Consider the following 20,011-nt stretch of genomic DNA (forward strand, 5'->3'; position numbering starts at 1 on the left):
CCGGTCACACCCCCGAGGAGAACCATGTTCCTGACCTACCTCAGGCGCGAGCTCACGAACCGCAAGAAACAGACCGTCATCATCGCGATCGGCATGGCGCTCGCCATCGCGCTCGTGGTCATCGTCTCCTCGATCTCGAGCGGCGTGAAGACCGCGCAGTCGAGCGTCCTGCAGTCGGTCTACGGCGTCGGCACCGACATCACCGTGTCGAAGACCGCGACGCCGTCGTCGAGCGGCGGCCGACCGAGCTTCGACTTCGGCGGACAGGACTCCTCCGGCAGCGGGAGCACGAACCTCTCCCAGTCGCGGCTCTCGGTCTCCCCCGGCACGAGCACGCTCACGACGGCGAACCTCAAGACCGTGACGGCGACCGACGGCGTGAAGGCCGCGACCGGTGTCCTGACCCTGCAGAACAGCACGTTCTCCGGATCCGTGCAGCAGCAGGGCGACAGCGGCTCCAGCGACAGCAGCTCCGGTGACAGCGGCACCAGCACGCAGCAGGGCCCGCCGAGCGGTGGAACCAGCGGTGGCGGCTTCGGCGGCGGCTCCTTCAGCGTCGACTCGTTCAGCGTCACCGGCATCCCGGTGTCCGGCGACGCGGTCGGCCCGCTGACGAGCACCGAGATCACGAAGGGTCGCACCTTCGCGGCGAAGGACGCCGGCAAGGACGTCGTCGTCCTCGACGCGAGCTACGCGAAGAGCGAGTCGAAGGCCGTCGGGGACACGCTCGACATCGGCGGGACGACGTTCACCGTCATCGGCATCGTCTCGTCCACGGGCTCCGCGAGCACCACCGGGTCGAACACGTACATCCCGCTCGACACCGCGCAGTCCCTGGCCGACCTCGACGGCAAGGTCACCTCGATCTACGTCTCGGCCGAGTCGTCCTCCGACGTCAGCACCATCAAGACGGCACTGCAGAAGCAGCTGACGAGCGCGACCGTCTCGACCGAGTCCGACCTGGCATCCAGCGTCTCCGGTTCGCTCGCCACCGCGTCGAGCCTGGTCTCCAACCTCGGCACCTGGCTGTCGATCCTGGTGCTGGCGGCGGCGTTCCTCATCGCCGTCCTCTTCACGATCTCCGGCGTCACCCGACGCACCCGTGAGTTCGGCACCCTGAAGGCCATCGGCTGGTCGAACGGCCGCATCACCCGGCAGGTCGCCGGCGAGTCCCTCGTGCAGGGCCTCATCGGCGGCGTCATCGGTGCGGCGGCCGGCCTGATCGGGATCCTCGTGGTCAACGTCATCTCGCCGACGATCTCGGCGAGCGCCTCGACGAGCGCCCGCGGCGCAGGCGGAGGCGGCGGGATGCCCGGCGGCGCGGCGACCGCGGCAGCGGGCAGCGGTACCACCGGCGGAGCCCCTGCCGGCGGGTTCGGCGGCGGTGGAGCGAGCACCGCCTCGACGACCGACGTCGTCCTGCACGCTCCCGTGACGGTCGAGGTGATCCTGCTCGCGATCGGGCTGGCGATCCTCGGCGGCCTCATCGCTGGCGCCCTCGGTGGCTGGCGTGCGAGCCGGCTCCGTCCGGCAGAGGCCCTGCGGAGCGTGGCGTGATGACCGACGACCCCGCCACCACCCGCACCGACACGACCGACACGACCGACACGACCGAACCGACGACAGGAGCAACCGTGACCACCACCGAGACCGCAGCCCCCACGGCGGACGCGACCCGTGCCTCCAGTCCGATGTACCGGCTCACCAACGTGAGCAAGACGTACAAGCAGAAGAACCGCACCGTCACCGCACTGACGAACGTCGACCTGACCATCCCGCAGGGGCAGCTCGTCGCGATCCAGGGGCCGACGGGCGGCGGCAAGTCGACGCTGCTGCAGATGCTCGGTGCGCTCGACCGACCGAGTGCCGGGTCGGTGCTCCTCGGCGAGCGTGACGTGGCGAAGCTCGGAGACGGCGCGCTGACGGACGTCCGTGCGACGGAGATCGGGTTCGTGTTCCAGAGCTTCAACCTCATCCCGACGCTGACGGCACTCGAGAACGTGGAGACCGCGTTCGCGGGGTCGCTCGCGAACCGGGCACGATCGGAGATCCGGTCGCGTGCGACGGCCGCGCTCCAGGAGGTCGGCCTCGGCGAGCGTCTCGACCACCTGCCGGCCGAGCTCTCGGGCGGGCAGCAGCAGCGCGTGGCGATCGCCAGGGCCCTGGTGAAGAACCCGAGCGTCCTGCTGGCGGACGAGCCGACGGGCGCGCTCGACGAGGGCACCCGCGACGAGATCATGGGGCTCATCGAGCGGCAGTGGAAGGACCGCGGGCTGACGGTCGTGATCGTCACGCACGACTCGTGGGTCGCCAAGCGTGCCGAGCGCCGCCTGCACATCAAGCAGGGGCAGGTCCGCGAGGCGTAGGTGCCCGAGCGCTGACAGCGCGCCGCACAACGGAGAGCACGCAGCACCACGGGATACCGTGGCGCTGCGTGCTCTCCGTTGTGCGCGGTTCGTCCGGCTACGCGTTGCCGGCGTGGTCGACGGGGTAGTCGCAGTACACGAACCACCGCGAGTCCGGCGACCACGGCGGGACGTTGACCGTTCCCTGCCCGCCGTCGAGCGTCACCAGGGTCTCGGGCACCGGCATCATGCGGGCACCGCGCACGAGCACACCGGGCAGGAGCCGGAGCTCGACGCGGTGGTCGGCCGGGTGGCCCTGCACGCCGGGCTCGTACGACAGGTACAGCAGGTGCGCGCCGTCCGGCGACACGTGCGGGAACCAGTTCACCCGGTCGTCGTTCGTGATCCGCACGGGCTCGGTCGCACCGGGCCAGAGCGCGACGAGCTGCGCGGTGCCCGGGCTGAAGCGCTCCGAGTTCCAGACGAGCATCTCCCCCGCGTAGGAGACGCCGTCGTCCGGGTGTTCGTCCCGGGTCAGGAAGGTCGGCTCCCCCGACGCGACGTCGACGAGCGCGACGTCGGTCGTCCAGACGTCGTCCTCGCTGAGCTCCCCCACGATCGCCGCGAGCGCCCCACCATCGGGTGCGATGCCGTGCAGGTAGTACTTCCGGACGACGGGCAGGGCGTCGGCCGCGTGGGTGAGCGGCGCCGAGGCTCCCCCGGCCGGCAACGGGATGCGGTAGAGGTCCCCGTCGCGACCGCTCACCACGACGGACTTCCCCGAGGGGTCGAGGACGTGGTCGTTGTTGATCTCGGGGACACCGGGCATCGGGACCCGCTCGAGGGCGCTCTCGTCGAGGACGGTGTCGGCGTCCGGGAGCCGCAGCAGCCAGAGGTCCCCGTTGCCGTTCAACACCAGGGTCCGGTCGTCGAGGACGTTCGGTGCCTCGACGAGGACGGTGGAGCTCTCGAACACGAGTCTCGGTTCGCGCCGGTCGACGTCGTACACGTGCACCCGGCTGGTCTGTCCGGGCAGCAGCTGCCGCCCGCGTGCGTCTGTCATGCGTCCATCCTGCCCGTCTGCCCCGCCCGGGGCCGGACTCGTCCCGGCCTGTGCTGCACGCGAAAGCGACAGATCCCGGGCAACTCCTGCCCGGGATCTGTCGCTTTCGCGGAAGGGACCTGCTGGTCCGCCTACTTCACCGCACCGGCGGTCAGGCCGGCGACGAACTGGCGCTGGACGATGAGGAACGCGATCACGACCGGGATGCTCACGACGAGGCTCGCCGCCATGATCTGGTTCCAGTAGACGTTGGTCTGCGTCGAGTACTGCTGCAGACCGACCGCGAGCGTCTGCCCGTTGCCGTTCGTCATGACGGAGGCGAAGAGGACCTCACCCCATGCCGTCATGAACGAGTAGATGCCGACCGCGACGAGACCCGGGCGGGCCGACGGCAGGATGATCCGGAAGAGCGCACCCATCGGGCCGGAGCCGTCGACCATGGCGGCCTCGTCGAGTTCACGCGGGATCGTCTCGAAGTACCCGGCGAGCATCCAGATCGAGAACGGGAGCGTGAACGTCAGGTACGTGATGATCAGGCCGGTCCAGCTGCCGACGAGCTGGATGCCGAGCGAGTTCCCGAGGTTCGTGAAGATGAGGAACAGCGGGAGCAGGAACAGCACGCCGGGGAACATCTGGGTCGAGAGCACCGTGGTGGTGAAGGCGCTCTTGCCCTTGAAGTTCCAGCGCGACACCGCGTAGGCGGCGAAGGTGGCGATGATGAGCGAGAACACCGTCGCGACCGTGCAGACGACGAGCGAGTTGATGAAGTACTGCCCGAGCGGCACCGTCGACCACATGTCGATGAACGGCTGCAGGGTGATGTTGGTCGGGATCCACGTGAAGTCGTTCTGCACGTCACCGAGCGGCTTGATGGCCGTGGTGATCATCACGTAGAGCGGCACGACCGTGAAGACGGTCAGGAGTGCCAGGACGATGATCTTGAAGGACTTTGCGCCCACTGTTTCACGCACGGACGGACCTCCGGTTGGTCACGGCGAGGTAGATGCCGGTGACGACGAGCAGGAAGAGGAGGAGCAGGACGCTCATCGCGGCACCCGAACCGAAGTTCCAGGTGATGAACGAGGCGTTGTAGATGTGGAAGCTGAGCAGGTCGGCCGCCGGAGGCTGCGCCGTCGAGCCGAAGAGCACGTACGGCGTGTTGAAGTCGTTGAACGTCCAGAGGAACATCACGAGCACCAGGGTCACGTTCACCGGGCGGACCATCGGCAGCGTGATCGAGCGCCACTGCCGGAACGGCTTCGCACCGTCGACCGACGCCGCTTCGTACACGTCAGCGGGCACGGACTGCAGGCCGGCCATCAGCATGAGGAACGCGAACGGCCACGTCTTCCAGATCGCCACGACGACCACGGCCACGAAAGCATTGTTGCCGATGAGCCAGAACGGCCCGCTCCCGCTGACCAGGTGCAGCTGGTCGACCAGGATGTGGTTGATCGCACCCGAGTCACGCTGGAACATGAACTTCCACGTGATCACGCCGGCATACATCGGCAGCGCGTACGGCACGAGGAACAGCGTGCGGAAGAGCCCGCGACCCTTGAACGGCTTCTGCAGCGCGACGGCCGCCATCATCCCGAAGCCCCACGACAGGCCGACGACGATGACCGTGAACGCGCAGGTGATGAGGAACGAGTTGAGCAGCCCCTTGCCGATCGCCTGGTTGAAGTCGACCGCCACCGAGTAGTTGCGGAAACCGGCCCACGGCGCGGCGCCCCAGTTCGCGATGAAGTACTTGGTGAGCTGGATGAACGAGATCCAGATGCCGGTGAGCATCGGGATGATGTGGATCAACAGCTCGAAGAGGATCGCGGGACCGACGAGCGCGTACGGCAGCCAGCGGAGGTGCTGCTTGCGCTTCGGTGGAGGACCCGAGAGGGTCGGGGCCTTCGTGCGCGTCAGGTCGAGGGCCTCGGAGTCGGGCAGGACCGTCGTGGACATGGGCAGGGCCTTTCGGCTGAGGAGGGTTCGGGTGCTGCGCCGGCCGTGGCAGCGGCCGGTGGCGGTGAGGGGTGGAGGCCCGGGGCGGCCTTGCGGACGCGCCCCGAGCCTCCAGGCTGGATCAGCCGTTCGCCTGGGACACCTGGTCCTGGGCGGTCTGCAGCGCGGACTTGATGTCGCTGTCGGACACCGTGCCGCCGGTCGCGATCTTGGCGAACATGTCGTTCATCGCCTTGCCGACCGTGGACTCGAACTGGTCCTCGGCGGGCACCAGCGGGAGCGGCTTCGCCTTGTTGTTGTAGATGTCGAGGAACGTCTTCGTCTGCTCGTCGGTGACCGAGTCGGCAGCGGAGGCGAGCACCGGCAGGGCCGAGTACGGCTTGTCGAGCGTGGACTGCGTGTCAGCGCTCGTCATGTACTTGACGAACTTCAGCGCGCCGTCCTTGTTCTTCGTGTTCTTGAAGATCGACAGGTTGATGCCGGCCGGGAAGCTCGCGATGTCCTTACCGCCCTTGGGAGCCGGGAAGGGGACCACGCCGAAGTCGTCGGCGGACATGCCGTTCGACGTGATCGTCGCGTTCGCGTTGTTCTGCGTCAGCATCATCGCGGCCTTCTTGTTCGCGAAGTCCGAGACCGCCTGGGTGCCGTTGTCGTACTGCGCGTTCGAGGTGTTGACCACCTTGTCGCTCTGCATCAGGTCGAGGTAGCGCTTGATGCCGTCGACGTTGGCGCTCGACGTGAAGGTCGGCTTGCCGCTCTTGTCGAACCACTCGCCGCCGTTCTGCGCCGAGTTGATGAACGCGAAGTGCGCGTTCTCGGTGTACGAACCACCCGCGATGGTGAAGCCGTACTTGCCGTCGGTGGTGAGCTTCTTGGCGTCGGCGGTCAGGTCCTCCCACGTGGTGGGGGCTTCGATGCCGGCGTCCTTGAACATCTGCTTGTTGTAGTACAGGCCGTAGGCGAGGCCGTAGAGCGGGACGCTCGTGACGGTCTTGCCGGGGGCACCACCGGTGGAGAGCGCGACCTTGCCGAACTTGTCGGCGCCGCCGATCGCCTTCATCTCCGAGTCGCCGAACTCCTGGAACGCACCGGTCGCCTGGAGCGACGTCGCCCAGGTGTTGCCGATGTTGACCACGTCGGGGCCCTGACCGGAGGTGACGGCGGTCTGGATCTTCGTCTGCAGGTCGTTCCAGCCGATGACCTGGAGGTTGACCTTGATCCCGGTCTCCTTGGTGAACTTCTTGAGGACGGGGGTCAGCACCTCCTTGTCGTTCTGCAGGGACGTGCCCTGGTTCGACGCCCAGTAGGTGAGCGTCTTGGAGTCGCCGGACGAACCGGAGCCTCCGGAGGAGCAGGCTGCGAGGCCGGTCACGGTGAGTGCCGCGGCCGCGGTGATGGCCAGTGCGCGGATGGCAGTGCGCATGACTCTCTACTTTCTCGTCGTTGAGATGGTGCAGTGGGATCTGCGAGGTGCTCCGGGTGGAGCGGTTTCGGGTGCTGCTGTGTGGTGTCGGCGGGCTGCGTCGTCCGACGACGTGGTGCGGGGCGGACCCCGGCCGTCAGGCCAGGGTCTGCTCCGCGGGGTCCCAACCCTCGGGGAGGGTCGGGGAGGGTGCGACGGTGCTCTCGACGAGCACTGCCGCACCACGTTCGGCACTCTCGGCGATGGAGACCATCACGTCGAGGACGTGGAACGCGAGGGCGCCGGGGACCCGGTTCTCCTCGCCTGCGCGGAGGGAGCGGGCCAGGTCGACCACGCCGGTGCCGCGCGAGTAGGTGGAGCCGACGGCCGGGATGGTCTCCGGCTCCTCGGAACCGAGCGCGTACAGCTCGGTGTCGCCGTCGAAGTTGTTCGGGTCCGGGAACACGACGGTCCCGGTCTCCCCCGCGATCTCGACGAAACCGGTGCGGCCGCGGTCCGACTCGAACGAGAACACGCTCTGCGCGCTCCCGCCGTTCTCGAACTCGATGAGCGCCGAGTGGTTCGTCGGCACCTCGACCGGGAACTCGGTGCCGGCCTTCGGACCGGAGCCGATCGTGCGCGTCGCGCGGGACTTCGACGACGTCGCCGTCACCTTCGCGACCGGGCCGAACGCCTGTACGAGGGTGGTGATGTAGTACGGGCCGATGTCGAACAGCGGACCGGCGCCGTAGGCGAAGAGGAACTCGGGGCTCGGGTGCCACGACTCCGGGCCGGGGCTCTGGAAGAGCGTCAGGCCGTTCAGCGGGGTCCCGATCCGGCCGTCGCGGATGGTGCGGAGCGCGGTCTGCAGGCCGGCGCCGAGGAACGTGTCCGGCGCGACGCTGACCGTCTTGCCGGCAGCCACCGCGGCGTCGCGCAGCTGTGCGGCACTCGAGCGGTCGAGCGCGTAGGGCTTCTCGCCCCACACGTGCTTGCCGGCGGCGAGGACCTGCAGTGCGACCTCGACGTGGGCGGCAGGGATGGTCAGGTTGACGACGATCTCGATGTCGTCGTTCGCCAGGAGCTCCTCGACGGTGCCGGAGCCCGCGACGCCCCACTTCTCCGCCTGCGCAGCCGCGCGGGGCAGGTCGATGTCGGCGATGAAGTGGACCTTCACGTCGGGGAAGACGGTGAGGTTCGAGAGGTACTGGTCCGAGATGACCCCGGCGCCGATGACGCCGACGCCGACCGGGCCGGTCTTCGTGGTGGTCTGGGCCTCGGCACCCGTTGCGGTGTCGGTCATGCGTCCACTCCCTGCAGGAACGTGTACGAGTCGGCGACGGCCTGGAAGACGTCGCCGTCGTGGTCGTCGAGCTCGATGACGTGCAGGGCGTTCGGTGCAGCCGCGACGATCTCACGGATGGGCATGATGCCGTTGCCGACCGCGACCTGCTGCTTGTCGTCGTGCGATCCGTCGCCGTCCTTGACGTGCAGGAACTGCACCTTGTCGCCGAGCTTCTCGATGACGGCCACCGGGTCGTCACCGCCGACCTTCGCCCAGTAGGTGTCGAGCTCGAGCACGACGTCCTCGGAGAGGGCTCCGGCGAAGACCTCGTAGGCGCTGACGCCGTCGATGCGGTTTGAGAACTCGAACGCGTGGTTGTGGTACCCGAGGGTCAGGCCGTGGTCCGCTGCGCGCGGTGCGAGGGCGCTGAGTTCGCGGGCGATGGCCTCGACGTCCTCGCGGGTGGTCCAGCGGGCCTCGTCGATGTGCGGGTCGATCAGCGTCTCGGTGCCGATCGTCGCCGTGGCGTGGAAGATGCGCTCGAGGTCCTGCTCGCCCGCGTCCAGCAGACGTGCGTGGCCGCTGGGGGCCTCGAGTCCTGCCTCCTTGAGCGCGGCCGCGTACTCGTCGGCGCGGTCCACGTAGCCGAAGAGCTCGACCTTCGTGAAGCCGATGCCGGCGATGCGCTGCAGGGTGCCGGGAAGATCGGCTCCGAGTGCGTCGCGGACCGTGTAGAGCTGGACCGAAAGCGGTTGTGTCACCAGTGTTCTCCTCATCGAGACGGTGGTCGTCACTGACCGAGCGTCACACTACGAGCACTTCTGTCGGCGGTCAAGCAGAAGTCCGCAAATCTTCGGCGGACTTCGTTGCGTGCCCTGTTCGATGTGTGGTTCACTCCCCCCATGGTCGACTTGACACGGACGGCAGCGTCGCCTCCGGTCGGGACGAGCGAGCTCTTCCAGATCCTCCGCGACGGTGTGCCGCGGACCCGGGCAGAGCTCGCCGCACTGACGGGAGCAGCACGCTCCACCATCGGCGTGCGCCTGGACGCGCTCGCGGACATCGGGCTCATCGGGCCCGTGGAGACCGCGGCGTCCACCGGCGGCCGCCCGCCGGCGCAGATCGCGCTCCGCTCCACCTCACGCCTCGTGATCGCCGCGGACCTCGGGGCGTCGCACGGCCGTGTCGCGGTCACCGACCTCGTCGCCGCGCCCCTCGCCACCCGCGAGGCCCGCATCGACATCGCCGCAGGACCCGTCCCGACGCTGACCTGGCTCGTCCAGGCGATCGACGAGCTCCTGTCCGAGGTCGGCCGTTCCCGCGACGACGTCATCGCCATCGGCATCGGCGTCCCCGGGCCCGTCGAGTTCTCCACCGGGCGTCCGGCGAACCCCCCGATCATGCCCGGCTGGGACGGCTTCGACGTCCCCGGCTGGCTCCGGCAGCACGTCTCCGCGCACGTCTTGCTCGACAACGACGTGAACATCGCGGCGCTCGGCGAGCGGGAGCACGGGTGGCCGAACGTCGACCACCTGCTGTTCGTCAAGGTCGCCACCGGCATCGGCTCGGGCATCGTGTCCGAGGGACGACTGCAACGGGGCGCACAGGGCACCGCCGGTGACATCGGGCACGTGCGCGTGTCCCGTGCGGGCGACATGCCGTGCCACTGCGGGAACACGGGGTGTCTCGAGGCCGTCGCCTCCGGCCCCGCGATCGCCCGGTCGCTCCGGGCGAAGGGCCACGACGTGCACACCAGCGCCGACGTGATCGACCTCGTGACCCGATCGGACCTCGACGCCATCGGGGCGGTCCGGCAGGCGGGCCGGGACATCGGTGAGGTCCTCGCGACGTGCGTCTCCCTGATGAACCCGTCGGTCATCGTGCTCGGCGGGTCGATCACGCAGGCGGGTGAGCACCTCCTCGCCGGCGTGCGGGAGGTCGTGTACTCCCGCTCGATGCCGCTCGCCACCGAACACCTCGTCATCGCGCCCTCCCGCGCCGGGGGCATCGCGGCGCTCAAGGGAGCAGCAGCGCTCGCCATCGGCTACGCCCTCTCCCCCGCCGGCGTCGACGAGTTGGTCGCGTACGCGGAGGGGCGCGAGCTGGTCTCCTGACCGCGCGTTCCGGTCGGCGCGGTGCGCCGGTTTCCGTCCGTCGGTGCTCGGGGAGAGAATCGTCGGGTGACGATCGTGCAGCCCACCCTGTGGGACAGCCTGGAGGCCGAACCCGGCCCCGGCGCGCCCGTCACCGGCGCGCACGACGCGTTCACGAGCCTCCGGGGCCACACCGAGCGGATCGTCGCGCACTCCTCGGACCGCGTCGCGTGGCTCCGCGCCCGCGCCGCGGGCATCACCGCGACGGACGTCGCGCGACTCGCCTCGCTCCGCGCGGTCGAGGCCGTCATCGCGGACAAGCGGTACGGCTCCCGGTTCTCCGGCAACGCCTACACCGAGCACGGCAAGGAACGGGAGCCCGTGATCGCCGCGTGGGTCGCCGCCACGCACGGCATTCAGCCCTCCGCGCACCTGTTCCATGCGAGCGCGAACCGTGCCCACCTCGCCACCCCGGACGGCGTCGGACAGGACCGGGACGGCCGACTCCTGCTCGCCGAGATCAAGACCACCTCGTCGGGCTGGAAGCGTGTCCCGCGCCACTACCTCCGGCAGGTCTGGTGGCAGCAGTACGTGCTCGGTGCCGAGCGCACGTTGTTCGTGTGGGAGGAGCACGACGGGTTCGTGCCGATCGCGGACGAGCCCGAGTGCCGGTGGATCGACCGCGACGACGACCAGATCCGCGAGCTCGTGCAGTTGGCGGACATGGTGCTCGACCGCCTGCGTTCCTCGCGCTGAACGCCCGCTAGACCCTCACCAGTCGGAGCCGGCTCATCCCGACGACCAGGACGCCCATCAGCGCGATGAACACCGCCACGCCGAGGCAGTACAGCGCCACGACGCCGTAGCCCTGTGCCGGGTCGAGGAACGGGTACGGCACCCAACCGTCCGTCGCCCCGCGGATCAGGATCACCACGAGCCACACCGCCGGGTACAGCAGGAACCACCACACGTGGCGCATGACGAGCCGCGCGCGGTCCGAGAAGAACAGCCAGTCGAGGACCGCGTACACGGGGATGATCTTGTGCAGGACGTCGTTCGACCACGGCACCGTGAACGAGTTGTCGAGCGCCGCGTTGACGAGCAACGTGTTGTAGACGATGCCGGTGGTCGCGATGTACACCGTCGCGGCCCCACGGAACACCGAGAGCCGGACGTCGCCGCGCTGTCTCCGGGCGGCGGTGACCAGCGTGACCGCCAGTGCGACCGCGATGATCAGGTTCGACTGGATCGTGAAGTAGCCGAAGAAGTTCCAGAACAGGAACGTGGGGCTCTGCAGGCTCCTGAGCAACTGGGCGACGACCGCGGCGGCGACCGCGATCACGGCGATGAGCCGCAGGGAGTTCACGAACGTGCGCACCCGACCACGCTAGCGGCTGGCACGCAGAAGGCCCCGCACCGATCCGGTGCGGGGCCTTCGTCGAGTCAATGGACTCAGATGCTGTTGACGTCGAGCGGGATGCCCGGGCCGAAGGTCGTCGAGACGGCGCCCTTCATGACGTAGCGACCCTTCGAGGCGCTCGGCTTGAGGCGGTTGATCTCCTCGAGCGCGGTCGAGATGTTCTCGTCGAGCTGCTCGGCGGTGAACGAGGCCTTGCCGACGACGAAGTGCACGTTGGCGTGCTTGTCGACGCGGAACTCGATCTTGCCGCCCTTGATGTCGTTGACGGCCTGCGCGACGTTCGGGGTCACGGTGCCGGTCTTCGGGTTGGGCATGAGGCCACGCGGGCCGAGCACCTTGCCGAGACGACCGACCTTGCCCATGAGCTCCGGGGTCGAGACGGCCGAGTCGAAGGCGGTGTAGCCCTCGGCGACCTTCGCGATGAGCTCGTCGCCACCGACCTCGTCGGCGCCTGCGGCGATGGCGGCCTCAGCAGCGGCACCCGTCGCGAAGACGATGACGCGGGAGGTCTTGCCGGTGCCGTGCGGCAGGATGACGGTGCCACGGACCATCTGGTCCGCCTTGCGGGGGTCGACGCCGAGCTTCAGCGCGACCTCGACCGTGGAGTCGGTCTTCGCAGAGCCGGTCTCCTTGGCCAGTGCGACGGCCTCGGTCGGGGTGTAGAACTTGTCGGCCTCGATCTTCGCGGCCGCGGCCTGGTAGGCCTTGGACTTCTTCGCCATGGTGGTCTCCTTGCGAGATACGTGGTTGGCGAGCCGGCGAGGCTCTCCCACGGAAAGGTTTGGGGTGTGTACCTGAAGCGGGTCGGGCTACGCCTCGACCGTGATGCCCATCGAACGAGCAGTGCCGGCGATGATCTTCGCGGCCTGGTCGATGTCGTTGGCGTTCAGGTCGGCCTGCTTGGTCTCGGCGATCTGACGGACCTGGTCCATCGAGATCTTCGCGACCTTGACCGTGTGCGGGGTCGCGGACCCCTTCTGCACACCCGCAGCCTTCTTGATGAGCTCGGCGGCCGGCGGGGTCTTGAGGATGAACGTGAACGAACGGTCCTCGTAGACGGTGATCTCGACCGGCACGACGTTGCCACGCTGCGACTCGGTCGCGGCGTTGTACGCCTTGCAGAACTCCATGATGTTCACGCCGTGCTGACCGAGCGCCGGACCGATCGGCGGGGCCGGGTTGGCGGCCCCCGCGTTGATCTGCAGCTTGATCAGGCCCGTGACCTTCTTCTTCGGTGCCATGTTGTGCTTCCTCCTGGAATCGAACGCACGGGGATCCGTGCACTCTCCCGCGTGGCCGGCGGTTCCGGCTCGCGGTCACGAGCCCGACGCACGAGGCGTTCGGGCCCAAACTCGATAAGTGTACTCGACTAGAGCTTGGTGACCTGGTCGAAGCTGAGCTCGACCGGGGTCTCGCGCTCGAACAGCGAGACGAGGACGGTGAGCTTGCCGCTCTCCGGCTTGATCTCGGAGATCGATCCGGGCAGGCCCGCGAACGAACCTTCCTTGATCGTGATCGTCTCGCCGACCTCGAAGTCGACCTCTGCGGCCGGGGAGGCCTGCGTCTGGCCGCTGCCCTTGCCACCCTTGGTCGGTGCCGGCTCGGCGACCTGGACCAGGGACTTCAGCATGCCGAACGCCTCGTCGAAGCGGAGCGGCGTGGGGTTGTGCGCGTTGCCGACGAAGCCGGTGACACCCGGGGTGTGCCGGACGACGGACCACGAGTCCTCGTTGAGGTCGAGACGCACGAGCACGTAGCCCGGGATCCGGACGCGCGTGACGAGCTTGCGCTGACCGTTCTTGATCTCGACGACGTCCTCCATCGGGACCTCGACCTGGTAGATGTAGTCCTCCATCGACATCGAGACCATGCGGTTCTCGATGTTCGACTTCACGCGGCGCTCGAAGCCCGCGTAGGAGTGGATGACGTACCACTTGCCCGGCTTCATCCGCAGCTCGGCCTTGAAGGCCTCGTACGGGTCGACCTCGGCGGGCTCCTCGTCCTCGAGCGCGTCGGCGGCTTCGTCCGCGGCGATCGTGGCGTTCGCCTCGGCAGCGGACTCGTCCTCGATCTCGGACTCTTCCTCGTCTTCGACGGCCTCGACAGCGGCTTCTGCCTCGTCGGCGGTGTCAATCTCGAGCGCGTCGTCGACGATCGCGTCGGCCTCGGGGTCCTGCGACTCCGCGAGCGCGGTCAGGCTCTCGTCGATGCCGAGGGACTCGTCGTCCTCGTCCTCGACCGAGATCGCGCGCTCCTCGGCGGACTCCGCCGAGCGCTCCTCGCCGGTCTCGACGTCGCCTTCCTGGTTCTCCTCCACCTCGGAGGACTGCTCTGCAGCGGTCGCGAGGTCGATGTCGTCGCGGGAGTTGTCAGACACTGTCGGTTCTTTCCGTTCGGTGGTGCGGATCGGGTTGGCGTTCGGTCTCTGGGTGTGCCTGGTTTCGGCTCCGCCCGCGGGATCTGCATGATCTGCGCGGGCGGGGAACCGGGTGACCCGGGAGTCGGCTCGTGTGGACGAGCCTACGTGGACGGCCTGATCAGGCAGTCGGACCGTTGCCGAAGACGTAGCCGACACCGAGTCCGAACACGAAGTCGAGGACCGACACGAGGATCATCATCACGACGACGAAGACCAGGACGACACCGGTGTAGCTGAAGAGCTCCTTGCGGGTCGGCGTGACGACCTTGCGGAGTTCGCCGATGACCTGGCGGATGAACAGGGCGATCGCAGCGAACGGCCCGCGGCGCCCGGCCCGGTCCTGCTTCGCCTTGGCGACGACGTCGTCCGCCGTCGCTTCCACGTCTTTGCTCGCCAACTTCTACCCTTCCAGAGTTGCAGGGCGGACAGGACTCGAACCTGCAACCTGCGGTTTTGGAGACCGCTGCTCTACCAATTGAGCCACCGCCCTTCAGAGGCCGATCCGGCTCCTGGGTGAACACGTCCGCCATCAGGCAGGCGGTGACCACCGCAGACGAGTGTACGGGAGTGCGTCACACGGTGTCCACTTGAGGGCCGCTCCGGCGTGCCGCGCCGATAGGCTGGGCGGGTGAGCACCGCAGCCAACGGCCCCGAGTCCACCGCCAACCAGCGCCCGCGCATCGCGTCCCGCATCGCCGCGATCGCCGAGTCCGCCACGCTGAAGGTCGATGCCAAGGCCAAGGCGCTGAAGGCCGCCGGTCGCCCGGTGATCTCCTTCGCGGCCGGCGAGCCCGACTTCGCCACGCCGGCGCACGTCGTCGACGCAGCCGTCGCCGCGGCGCAGGACCCGAAGAACCACCGGTACACGCCCGCGACGGGCCTCCCGGAGCTCAAGCAGGCGATCGCCGAGAAGACCGCCCGCGTCTCCGGTGCGACCGTCGACCCCTCGCAGGTCATCGTCACGAACGGTGGCAAGCAGGCGGTCTACGAGGCGTTCGCCACGATCGTCGACGACGGCGACGAGGTCCTGCTCCCCGCCCCGTACTGGACCACCTACCCCGAGGCGATCCGTCTCGCCGGCGGTGAGCCCGTCGAGGTCTTCGCCGGCAGCGACCAGGACTACCTCGTCACGGTCGAGCAGCTCGAGGCAGCGCGCACCCCGAAGACGAAGGCGCTGCTGTTCTGCTCCCCCTCGAACCCGACCGGCTCGGTGTACTCCGCGGAGCAGACCCGGGCGATCGGCGAGTGGGCGCTCGAGCACGGCATCTGGGTGATCAGCGACGAGATCTACCAGGACCTCGTCTACGACGGCACCGAGTTCGCCGGGATCCTGCAGCAGGTCCCCGCCCTCGCCGACACCACGATCCTGGTGAACGGCGTCGCGAAGACCTACGCGATGACCGGCTGGCGCGTCGGGTGGTTCATCGGCCCGGCGGACGCCGTGAAGGCCGCGTCGAACCTGCAGTCGCACCTGTCGTCCAATGTGTCGAACGTGTCCCAGCGCGCAGCGATCGCCGCCCTGAACGGCCCGCAGGAGCCCGTCGCCGAGATGCGTGAGGCGTTCGACCGCCGCCGCAAGGCCATCGTCGCCGGGCTCAACGCGATCCCCGGGTTCGTCACGCCGACCCCGAAGGGCGCCTTCTACGTCTACCCCGACGTCACGGCGCTCCTCGGTCGCGAGTGGGCCGGCAGCACCCCGACGACGTCGCTCGAGCTCGCCGACCTGATCCTCGAGCACGCCGAGGTCGCGGTCGTCCCCGGCGAGGCCTTCGGCCCCTCCGGCTACCTCCGCCTGTCGTACGCGCTCGGTGACGACGACATCGCCGAGGGCGTCGCGCGGCTGGCCAAGCTGTTCAGCTGACCGTCCTCCCGCGAAAGCGACAGTGTCCGCCCGGATTCCGGGCGGACACTGTCGCTTTGGCGGGGCAGATCGGCACAGGCAGAGCCGGGAGGCTCGTGGTGCGTCAGGCGAGCAGGTCGCCGACCACCACGGGTTCCGGCACGAGCGACACACCGAACCGGTTGAGCACCGTCAGCTGGACGTAGCGCGCGAGCTCCGCCACCTGCGCGGCCGTCGCGTCGCCGCGATTCGTCAGCGCGAGGGTGTGCTTCGACGAGATCGCCGCGTGCGACCCGGCGAGCGCGTACCCGCGGTGCACCCCGGCGTGCTCGATGAGCCAGGCGGCGCTGAGCTTGACGTCCTCGCCGGCGGGCCAGCGCGGTGCGTCCGTCGGCAACGACTCCGCGAACCCGGCCGACACGATCGGGTTCGTGAAGAACGACCCGGCGCTCCAGGTGTCCGGGTCCTCGGCGTCCAGGACCATGCCCTTCGAGGCCCGCAGGCCGAGGACGGTCGAGCGCACCACGGCGGGGTCGACGCGGTCGCCGAGGGCCACCCCGAGCGATCCGGCGAGCTGTGCGTAGCGGACCGGTACGCCGCCCTCGGTGTCGGTGCCGAGCGCGAACTCCACGGTGAGGACGACGCCGCGACGCCCGTGCTTCAGGGTGGAGGTGCGGTACCCGAGCGCCAGCTCGGCGGCCGGCACCCACGTGCGCTCCCCCGTTGCCGCATCGAGGAACTCGACGCGGGTGAGCACGTCGGAGAGCTCGACGCCGTACGCCCCGATGTTCTGTACGGGGGACGCACCGACGGTGCCCGGGATGCCGCTCAGGGCCTCCAGTCCGGTCCAGCCGTTGTCGACGGTCGACGCGACGAACGCGTCCCACGGCTCTCCGGCCGCGACGCGGACGGTGACGCCGTCCGCCGTGGACTCGTGCTCGACGCCGCGCGTGCGGACGAGCACGACGGTGCCGTCGAACCCGGCGTCGGCGACGAGCAGGTTGCTGCCCCCGCCGACCACGAGCCACTCGTCGTCCGCCCAGGCGTCCCGGGTGTGCGCGACCAGCTCGTCGGTCGTCTCCGCGACCAGGAGCCGCCCGGCCGGACCGCCGACGCGGAGGGTGGTCAGCTCCGCGAACGCCTGCTGCGACACGGTCAGCGGAACGCCACCGTGACCTGCGCCTTGCCGAGCACGGTCTGCTCGGCAGCGGTCACGGTGAGGTCGATGCGCTGCGGACGGCCGTCGTCGTCGACCGTGCCGACCTTGGCGACGATGCCGATGTCCGCGCCGGTCTCCGGGTCGACCACGACGGGCCGGGTGAAGCGCACCCCGTACGACAACACCCAGCCGCGGTCGCCGAGCCACTCGGAGACGGGCTGGACCGCGATGCCCATCGTGAGCATGCCGTGCGCCAGGACACCGGGGAGCCCGACGGACGCGGCGACGTCGTCGCGGTAGTGGATCGGGTTGAAGTCACCGGAGGCGCCGGCGTACCGGACGAGGGAGTCGCGCGTGACGTGCACCTGTCGTTCGGCGACGACGGTCCCCACGGCGGTCTCGGTTGCTGCGTCGGTCATGCGTCGTCTCCCCGGACCACGAGGGTGGAGGTCGCCGTGACGACGTGTTCCCCCGCGGCGTCGTCCATCGTGCTCTCGGCGGTGACCATCGCGTTGCCGCCGAGCGTCTTCACGCTCGTGACCGTCAGCGTCGCGGTGAGTTCGTCCCCGGCGACGATCGGTCGGTCGTAGGTGAACTTCTGCTCGCCGTGCACCACGCGCGAGAAGTCGATGCCGGCGTCAGGCTCGGCGAGGAGCTGGGCAAGTGTGGCCTCCTGCACGACGACCGCGAAGGTCGCCGGGGCGACGACGTCGTCGTAGCCGGCTGCGCGTGCGGCGTCGGGGTCGTGGTGGATCGGGTTCGTCGCGAACGTGGCGCGGGCGAACTCGCGCACCTTCTCTCGACCGACCAGGTACTTCGGGGCCGGCGGGAACGTCCTGCCGACGAGCTCGGGGTTCACTGACACGACGGGGAGTCTACCGAGGCCACTCGGGGCTTGCGATTCATGAGTATGCATCGGCTATGCTTGTCCCCGCGGCGCCGGGGGGCGTCGGTCCGTTCGAGGGGGATGCACGTGGAATCGACGATCGAGTTCGCCGTGCACACCGGCGATCGTCGCACGGCGATGGAGCTCGCGGCCGCGGCGCTGCGGTCCGAAGGCCACGACGTCGTCGCCGCACCCGGGTCGATCACCGCGACGTCCGGCAGTCGGCTCTTGACGGTGCTGCTCGGGGCACTGGTGCACCCGGCGAAGCAGTACCGCCGGTACGAGGTCATCGTGTCCACGGCGGGCGGCAGGTCGCTGCTGACGCTCCGGCACGCCGGACACGGGCCGGCCGTCGCTGGTGGGTCGATCGGAGCCGCTCGACGCCGGGAGCGCTGGCACGACGTCGTCCGGATCCTCGAGCGGACGCTCCGGTCCGCCGGGCTGCTCGTCGCCGACCCCGATCGCGCGGGCCGGTAGCTCCGCGGCGCGGCGCCGGCCGTCCCTCCGTCGCTTCCGGCGAGCGGCCCGGGTCGTTCGCACAAGCGAAAGCGAAGTGCGCCGCACATCGCCGCGGTTCGGACGGCATTCGGTTGTGCAAAAACGATCGGCGCCGTCCTCGCCAGACGAAGCGCACGTGGCGAGACCGTGCGCGACACCGGGCCCGGAAACGACGAAAGCCCGGCGCGGACGCCGGGCTTGCGGTAGCGAGGGCGGGACTTGAACCCGCGACCCCACGATTATGAGTCGTGTGCTCTAACCAACTGAGCTACCCCGCCACAGATCCGGCGCTGGTTTCTCGCCGGGTCGGAGCCCCGAGTCAGGATTGAACTGACGACCCCTTCCTTACCATGGAAGTGCTCTACCACTGAGCTATCGGGGCGTGTACCGCGAGCGGCACCACACGAGGATAGCAGAACCCGGACGGTGGTCTGGAACCGGCCGTGACGCCCGGGCGCGCCGCCTCCTGGAGCTAGTTCGCGTTGGCCTGGAGCCACGCCAGCGGGTCCACCGGGACGCCGTCGACGTGCACCTCGAGGTGCAGGTGCGGGCCGGTCGAGTTGCCCGTCGAGCCCACGAGCCCGAGCTCGTCCCCGACCGCGACCTGCTGCCCCTTCACGACCTTGAACGAGTTGTCCATCATGTGACCGTAGACACTCGTGAACTGCTTGCCGTCGACGTCGTGCTCGACCCACACGTCGTTGCCGAAGCCGCCGTCGTTCGGCTGCACCTTGATGACGGTTCCGGCGGCGATGACACGGATGGGCGTTCCAGCACCGGGGGCGAAGTCGACGCCCTGGTGGTTCGTGGAGCAGAACGAGCAGCCCTCGACCTGGCGGCCGCCGAACCCCGAGGTGATCGGCACACCGGTCAGGAACGGCCACTGGATGGTGCCGTCCGGGTCGTTCGTGAAGCTCGACGAGTCGACGTTCTTGTACTGCGTGGCGTCGGAGACCGTGTAGGCATCGCGGTTCGTCGAGCCCTCGGTCGCGTCCCCGACGCGGAGCGACTGCGTGTCGCCGTCGACAGCGGCCTGCACGGTCGTCGAGCCGGGCTCCGGCGTGTAGAGGGCCTGCGCGGGCAGCGAGGTCGACACGACCAGCCCGGCGACGAACAGCAGCGCGCCGACGGCGGTCGCGCGCGAGGCGTTCTTGCGGAACGACGCGCCCGTGCGCTTCGTCGGCTCCGGCGCAGCGGCCGCGGACGGGCGTCCGGCACCGAGGTGGCGCGTGGCCCGGTCGACGCGGGGAGCGGGGGCGGTGGTCCGGCGACGCGCGGCAGGCACCTGCGCGCTCACCCGGCGGCTCGCTGCGGGTGCGACGACGGGCGACGACGGCGCGGGCGGGGTCGCCGGCTCGATCACGGATGCCGGTAGGACGGGCGAGGACGGCGCCGGCGGCGTGACGGGCACGGCCTGGTCGGACGGGGACACCGGAGCAGCGTCGACCGGCGCAGCGTCGACCGGCGCGGCCGATGCGGTGCCGTCCGCGTGCTGAACGCCGTGCTTCGCTGCTGCGCGCTCCGCTTCGATGCGGGCCCGACGGGTCATGTGGACCGCGGGCACGGCGCCGTCGGGGGTCCTTCCGTCGGGGGTGGTTCGTCCGGAGACGCCGGGCTGCAGCGTGGCTTCGAGCATGCGTTT

The 20,011-nt window shown here is 69.3% G+C and carries 21 protein-coding genes and 3 tRNA genes; 6 read left to right on the top strand and 18 right to left on the bottom strand.

What is annotated here, in order from left to right; genetic code table 11:
- The first annotated feature begins 24 nt into the window (after positions 1 to 24).
- Both ACO0E1_RS11005 and ACO0E1_RS11010 read left to right on the top strand, forming a co-directional pair.
- Positions 25 to 1,557: an ABC transporter permease gene (locus tag ACO0E1_RS11005; protein ID WP_422874222.1), complete on the top strand. Its 1,533-nt coding sequence runs from the start codon at positions 25 to 27 to the stop codon at positions 1,555 to 1,557.
- Positions 1,558 to 1,691: 134 nt separating this feature from the next.
- The gene (locus ACO0E1_RS11010) at positions 1,692 to 2,366 is read left to right on the top strand and encodes an ABC transporter ATP-binding protein (RefSeq protein WP_422874399.1); all 675 of its coding nucleotides are present in this window, start codon (positions 1,692 to 1,694) and stop codon (positions 2,364 to 2,366) included.
- A 97-nt stretch (positions 2,367 to 2,463) separates the two neighbouring features.
- Here the strand turns inward: ACO0E1_RS11010 and ACO0E1_RS11015 are convergent, their stop codons facing one another.
- From ACO0E1_RS11015 to ACO0E1_RS11040, 6 genes are all read right to left on the bottom strand, one after another.
- Positions 2,464 to 3,408, bottom strand: coding sequence for a TolB family protein (locus ACO0E1_RS11015; RefSeq protein WP_422874223.1), 945 nt, complete (start codon positions 3,406 to 3,408; stop codon positions 2,464 to 2,466).
- A gap of 131 nt (positions 3,409 to 3,539) precedes the next feature.
- Positions 3,540 to 4,379 carry a carbohydrate ABC transporter permease gene (locus tag ACO0E1_RS11020; protein ID WP_422874224.1) on the bottom strand — a complete coding sequence of 280 codons (840 nt, stop codon included), beginning with the start codon at positions 4,377 to 4,379 and terminating at the stop codon, positions 3,540 to 3,542.
- Positions 4,372 to 5,367: a carbohydrate ABC transporter permease gene (locus tag ACO0E1_RS11025; protein ID WP_422874225.1), complete on the bottom strand. Its 996-nt coding sequence runs from the start codon at positions 5,365 to 5,367 to the stop codon at positions 4,372 to 4,374. Before ACO0E1_RS11025 ends, ACO0E1_RS11020 begins: the two co-directional genes overlap by 8 nt.
- A gap of 121 nt (positions 5,368 to 5,488) precedes the next feature.
- The gene (locus ACO0E1_RS11030) at positions 5,489 to 6,790 is read right to left on the bottom strand and encodes an ABC transporter substrate-binding protein (RefSeq protein WP_422874226.1); all 1,302 of its coding nucleotides are present in this window, start codon (positions 6,788 to 6,790) and stop codon (positions 5,489 to 5,491) included.
- Positions 6,791 to 6,926: 136 nt separating this feature from the next.
- The gene (locus ACO0E1_RS11035; protein ID WP_422874227.1) at positions 6,927 to 8,072 is read right to left on the bottom strand and encodes a Gfo/Idh/MocA family protein; all 1,146 of its coding nucleotides are present in this window, start codon (positions 8,070 to 8,072) and stop codon (positions 6,927 to 6,929) included.
- A complete protein-coding gene (locus ACO0E1_RS11040; protein WP_422874228.1) occupies positions 8,069 to 8,815 on the bottom strand; it encodes a sugar phosphate isomerase/epimerase family protein in 747 nt (248 codons plus the stop codon). The genes ACO0E1_RS11035 and ACO0E1_RS11040 overlap by 4 nt, the downstream gene beginning before the upstream one ends.
- Before the next feature lie 141 nt (positions 8,816 to 8,956).
- Here ACO0E1_RS11040 and ACO0E1_RS11045 point away from each other — a divergent pair, with 141 nt between their 5' ends.
- Complete coding sequence (locus ACO0E1_RS11045; RefSeq protein WP_422874229.1) at positions 8,957 to 10,168, top strand: ROK family protein; 1,212 nt, start codon at positions 8,957 to 8,959, stop codon at positions 10,166 to 10,168.
- Between the two features lie 66 nt (positions 10,169 to 10,234).
- The gene (locus ACO0E1_RS11050; protein ID WP_422874230.1) at positions 10,235 to 10,903 is read left to right on the top strand and encodes a YqaJ viral recombinase family protein; all 669 of its coding nucleotides are present in this window, start codon (positions 10,235 to 10,237) and stop codon (positions 10,901 to 10,903) included.
- A gap of 7 nt (positions 10,904 to 10,910) precedes the next feature.
- On the opposite strand, the gene ACO0E1_RS11055 is transcribed toward ACO0E1_RS11050, so the two are convergent.
- The 6 genes from ACO0E1_RS11055 to ACO0E1_RS11080 form a co-directional block, all read right to left on the bottom strand.
- On the bottom strand, positions 10,911 to 11,525 hold the full coding sequence (locus tag ACO0E1_RS11055) for a Pr6Pr family membrane protein (RefSeq protein WP_422874231.1): 615 nt from the start codon (positions 11,523 to 11,525) through the stop codon (positions 10,911 to 10,913).
- Positions 11,526 to 11,599: 74 nt separating this feature from the next.
- Complete coding sequence (rplA, locus tag ACO0E1_RS11060) at positions 11,600 to 12,289, bottom strand: 50S ribosomal protein L1 (protein WP_281265126.1); 690 nt, start codon at positions 12,287 to 12,289, stop codon at positions 11,600 to 11,602.
- Positions 12,290 to 12,376: 87 nt separating this feature from the next.
- Positions 12,377 to 12,808, bottom strand: coding sequence for a 50S ribosomal protein L11 (gene rplK / locus ACO0E1_RS11065; protein WP_281265127.1), 432 nt, complete (start codon positions 12,806 to 12,808; stop codon positions 12,377 to 12,379).
- A gap of 128 nt (positions 12,809 to 12,936) precedes the next feature.
- Positions 12,937 to 13,944 carry a transcription termination/antitermination protein NusG gene (gene nusG / locus ACO0E1_RS11070; RefSeq protein ID WP_422874232.1) on the bottom strand — a complete coding sequence of 336 codons (1,008 nt, stop codon included), beginning with the start codon at positions 13,942 to 13,944 and terminating at the stop codon, positions 12,937 to 12,939.
- Positions 13,945 to 14,104: 160 nt separating this feature from the next.
- Positions 14,105 to 14,368 carry a preprotein translocase subunit SecE gene (gene secE, locus ACO0E1_RS11075; protein WP_402729718.1) on the bottom strand — a complete coding sequence of 88 codons (264 nt, stop codon included), beginning with the start codon at positions 14,366 to 14,368 and terminating at the stop codon, positions 14,105 to 14,107.
- A 35-nt stretch (positions 14,369 to 14,403) separates the two neighbouring features.
- Positions 14,404 to 14,476: transfer RNA gene (locus ACO0E1_RS11080), tRNA-Trp, on the bottom strand.
- Positions 14,477 to 14,614: 138 nt separating this feature from the next.
- Between ACO0E1_RS11080 and ACO0E1_RS11085 the strand changes: the two genes are divergently transcribed.
- Positions 14,615 to 15,847 (top strand): pyridoxal phosphate-dependent aminotransferase, encoded by a 1,233-nt coding sequence (locus ACO0E1_RS11085; protein ID WP_422874233.1) that lies wholly within the window; start codon positions 14,615 to 14,617, stop codon positions 15,845 to 15,847.
- 103 nt (positions 15,848 to 15,950) lie between these two features.
- On the opposite strand, the gene ACO0E1_RS11090 is transcribed toward ACO0E1_RS11085, so the two are convergent.
- The 3 genes from ACO0E1_RS11090 to ACO0E1_RS11100 are packed head-to-tail and all read right to left on the bottom strand — an operon-like array spanning position 15,951 to position 17,850.
- On the bottom strand, positions 15,951 to 16,985 hold the full coding sequence (locus ACO0E1_RS11090; protein ID WP_422874400.1) for a UDP-N-acetylmuramate dehydrogenase: 1,035 nt from the start codon (positions 16,983 to 16,985) through the stop codon (positions 15,951 to 15,953).
- Positions 16,982 to 17,404 (bottom strand): MaoC/PaaZ C-terminal domain-containing protein, encoded by a 423-nt coding sequence (locus ACO0E1_RS11095; protein ID WP_422874234.1) that lies wholly within the window; start codon positions 17,402 to 17,404, stop codon positions 16,982 to 16,984. The genes ACO0E1_RS11090 and ACO0E1_RS11095 overlap by 4 nt, the downstream gene beginning before the upstream one ends.
- A complete protein-coding gene (locus tag ACO0E1_RS11100; RefSeq protein ID WP_422874235.1) occupies positions 17,401 to 17,850 on the bottom strand; it encodes an FAS1-like dehydratase domain-containing protein in 450 nt (149 codons plus the stop codon). The genes ACO0E1_RS11095 and ACO0E1_RS11100 overlap by 4 nt, the downstream gene beginning before the upstream one ends.
- A gap of 108 nt (positions 17,851 to 17,958) precedes the next feature.
- On the opposite strand from ACO0E1_RS11100, the gene ACO0E1_RS11105 reads away from it, so the two are divergent.
- Complete coding sequence (locus ACO0E1_RS11105) at positions 17,959 to 18,348, top strand: hypothetical protein (protein ID WP_422874236.1); 390 nt, start codon at positions 17,959 to 17,961, stop codon at positions 18,346 to 18,348.
- Between the two features lie 225 nt (positions 18,349 to 18,573).
- Here ACO0E1_RS11105 and ACO0E1_RS11110 read toward each other — a convergent pair.
- From ACO0E1_RS11110 to ACO0E1_RS11120, 3 genes are all read right to left on the bottom strand, one after another.
- A tRNA-Met gene (locus ACO0E1_RS11110) sits at positions 18,574 to 18,647 on the bottom strand.
- A gap of 32 nt (positions 18,648 to 18,679) precedes the next feature.
- Positions 18,680 to 18,751: transfer RNA gene (locus ACO0E1_RS11115), tRNA-Thr, on the bottom strand.
- Positions 18,752 to 18,841: 90 nt separating this feature from the next.
- On the bottom strand, positions 18,842 to 20,005 hold the full coding sequence (locus tag ACO0E1_RS11120; RefSeq protein ID WP_422874237.1) for a peptidoglycan DD-metalloendopeptidase family protein: 1,164 nt from the start codon (positions 20,003 to 20,005) through the stop codon (positions 18,842 to 18,844).
- Positions 20,006 to 20,011 lie beyond the last annotated feature (6 nt).

This window comes from Curtobacterium guangdongense (assembly GCF_049341845.1).
GTDB classification, from domain to species: Bacteria; Actinomycetota; Actinomycetes; order Actinomycetales; family Microbacteriaceae; genus Curtobacterium; species Curtobacterium guangdongense.

What these genes read in the sequence shown, in the direction of transcription:
- ACO0E1_RS11045 (WP_422874229.1), top strand. Translation starts at nt 8,957, where the DNA reads ATGGTCGACTTGACACGGACGGCAGCGTCGCCTCCGGTCGGGACGAGC.
- ACO0E1_RS11025 (WP_422874225.1), bottom strand. Translation starts at nt 5,367, where the DNA reads ATGTCCACGACGGTCCTGCCCGACTCCGAGGCCCTCGACCTGACGCGC.
- rplK (WP_281265127.1), bottom strand. Translation starts at nt 12,808, where the DNA reads ATGGCACCGAAGAAGAAGGTCACGGGCCTGATCAAGCTGCAGATCAAC.
- rplA (WP_281265126.1), bottom strand. Translation starts at nt 12,289, where the DNA reads ATGGCGAAGAAGTCCAAGGCCTACCAGGCCGCGGCCGCGAAGATCGAG.
- ACO0E1_RS11120 (WP_422874237.1), bottom strand. Translation starts at nt 20,005, where the DNA reads ATGCTCGAAGCCACGCTGCAGCCCGGCGTCTCCGGACGAACCACCCCC.
- ACO0E1_RS11035 (WP_422874227.1), bottom strand. Translation starts at nt 8,072, where the DNA reads ATGACCGACACCGCAACGGGTGCCGAGGCCCAGACCACCACGAAGACC.
- ACO0E1_RS11030 (WP_422874226.1), bottom strand. Translation starts at nt 6,790, where the DNA reads ATGCGCACTGCCATCCGCGCACTGGCCATCACCGCGGCCGCGGCACTC.
- ACO0E1_RS11005 (WP_422874222.1), top strand. Translation starts at nt 25, where the DNA reads ATGTTCCTGACCTACCTCAGGCGCGAGCTCACGAACCGCAAGAAACAG.
- ACO0E1_RS11095 (WP_422874234.1), bottom strand. Translation starts at nt 17,404, where the DNA reads ATGACCGACGCAGCAACCGAGACCGCCGTGGGGACCGTCGTCGCCGAA.
- ACO0E1_RS11010 (WP_422874399.1), top strand. Translation starts at nt 1,692, where the DNA reads ATGTACCGGCTCACCAACGTGAGCAAGACGTACAAGCAGAAGAACCGC.
- ACO0E1_RS11015 (WP_422874223.1), bottom strand. Translation starts at nt 3,408, where the DNA reads ATGACAGACGCACGCGGGCGGCAGCTGCTGCCCGGACAGACCAGCCGG.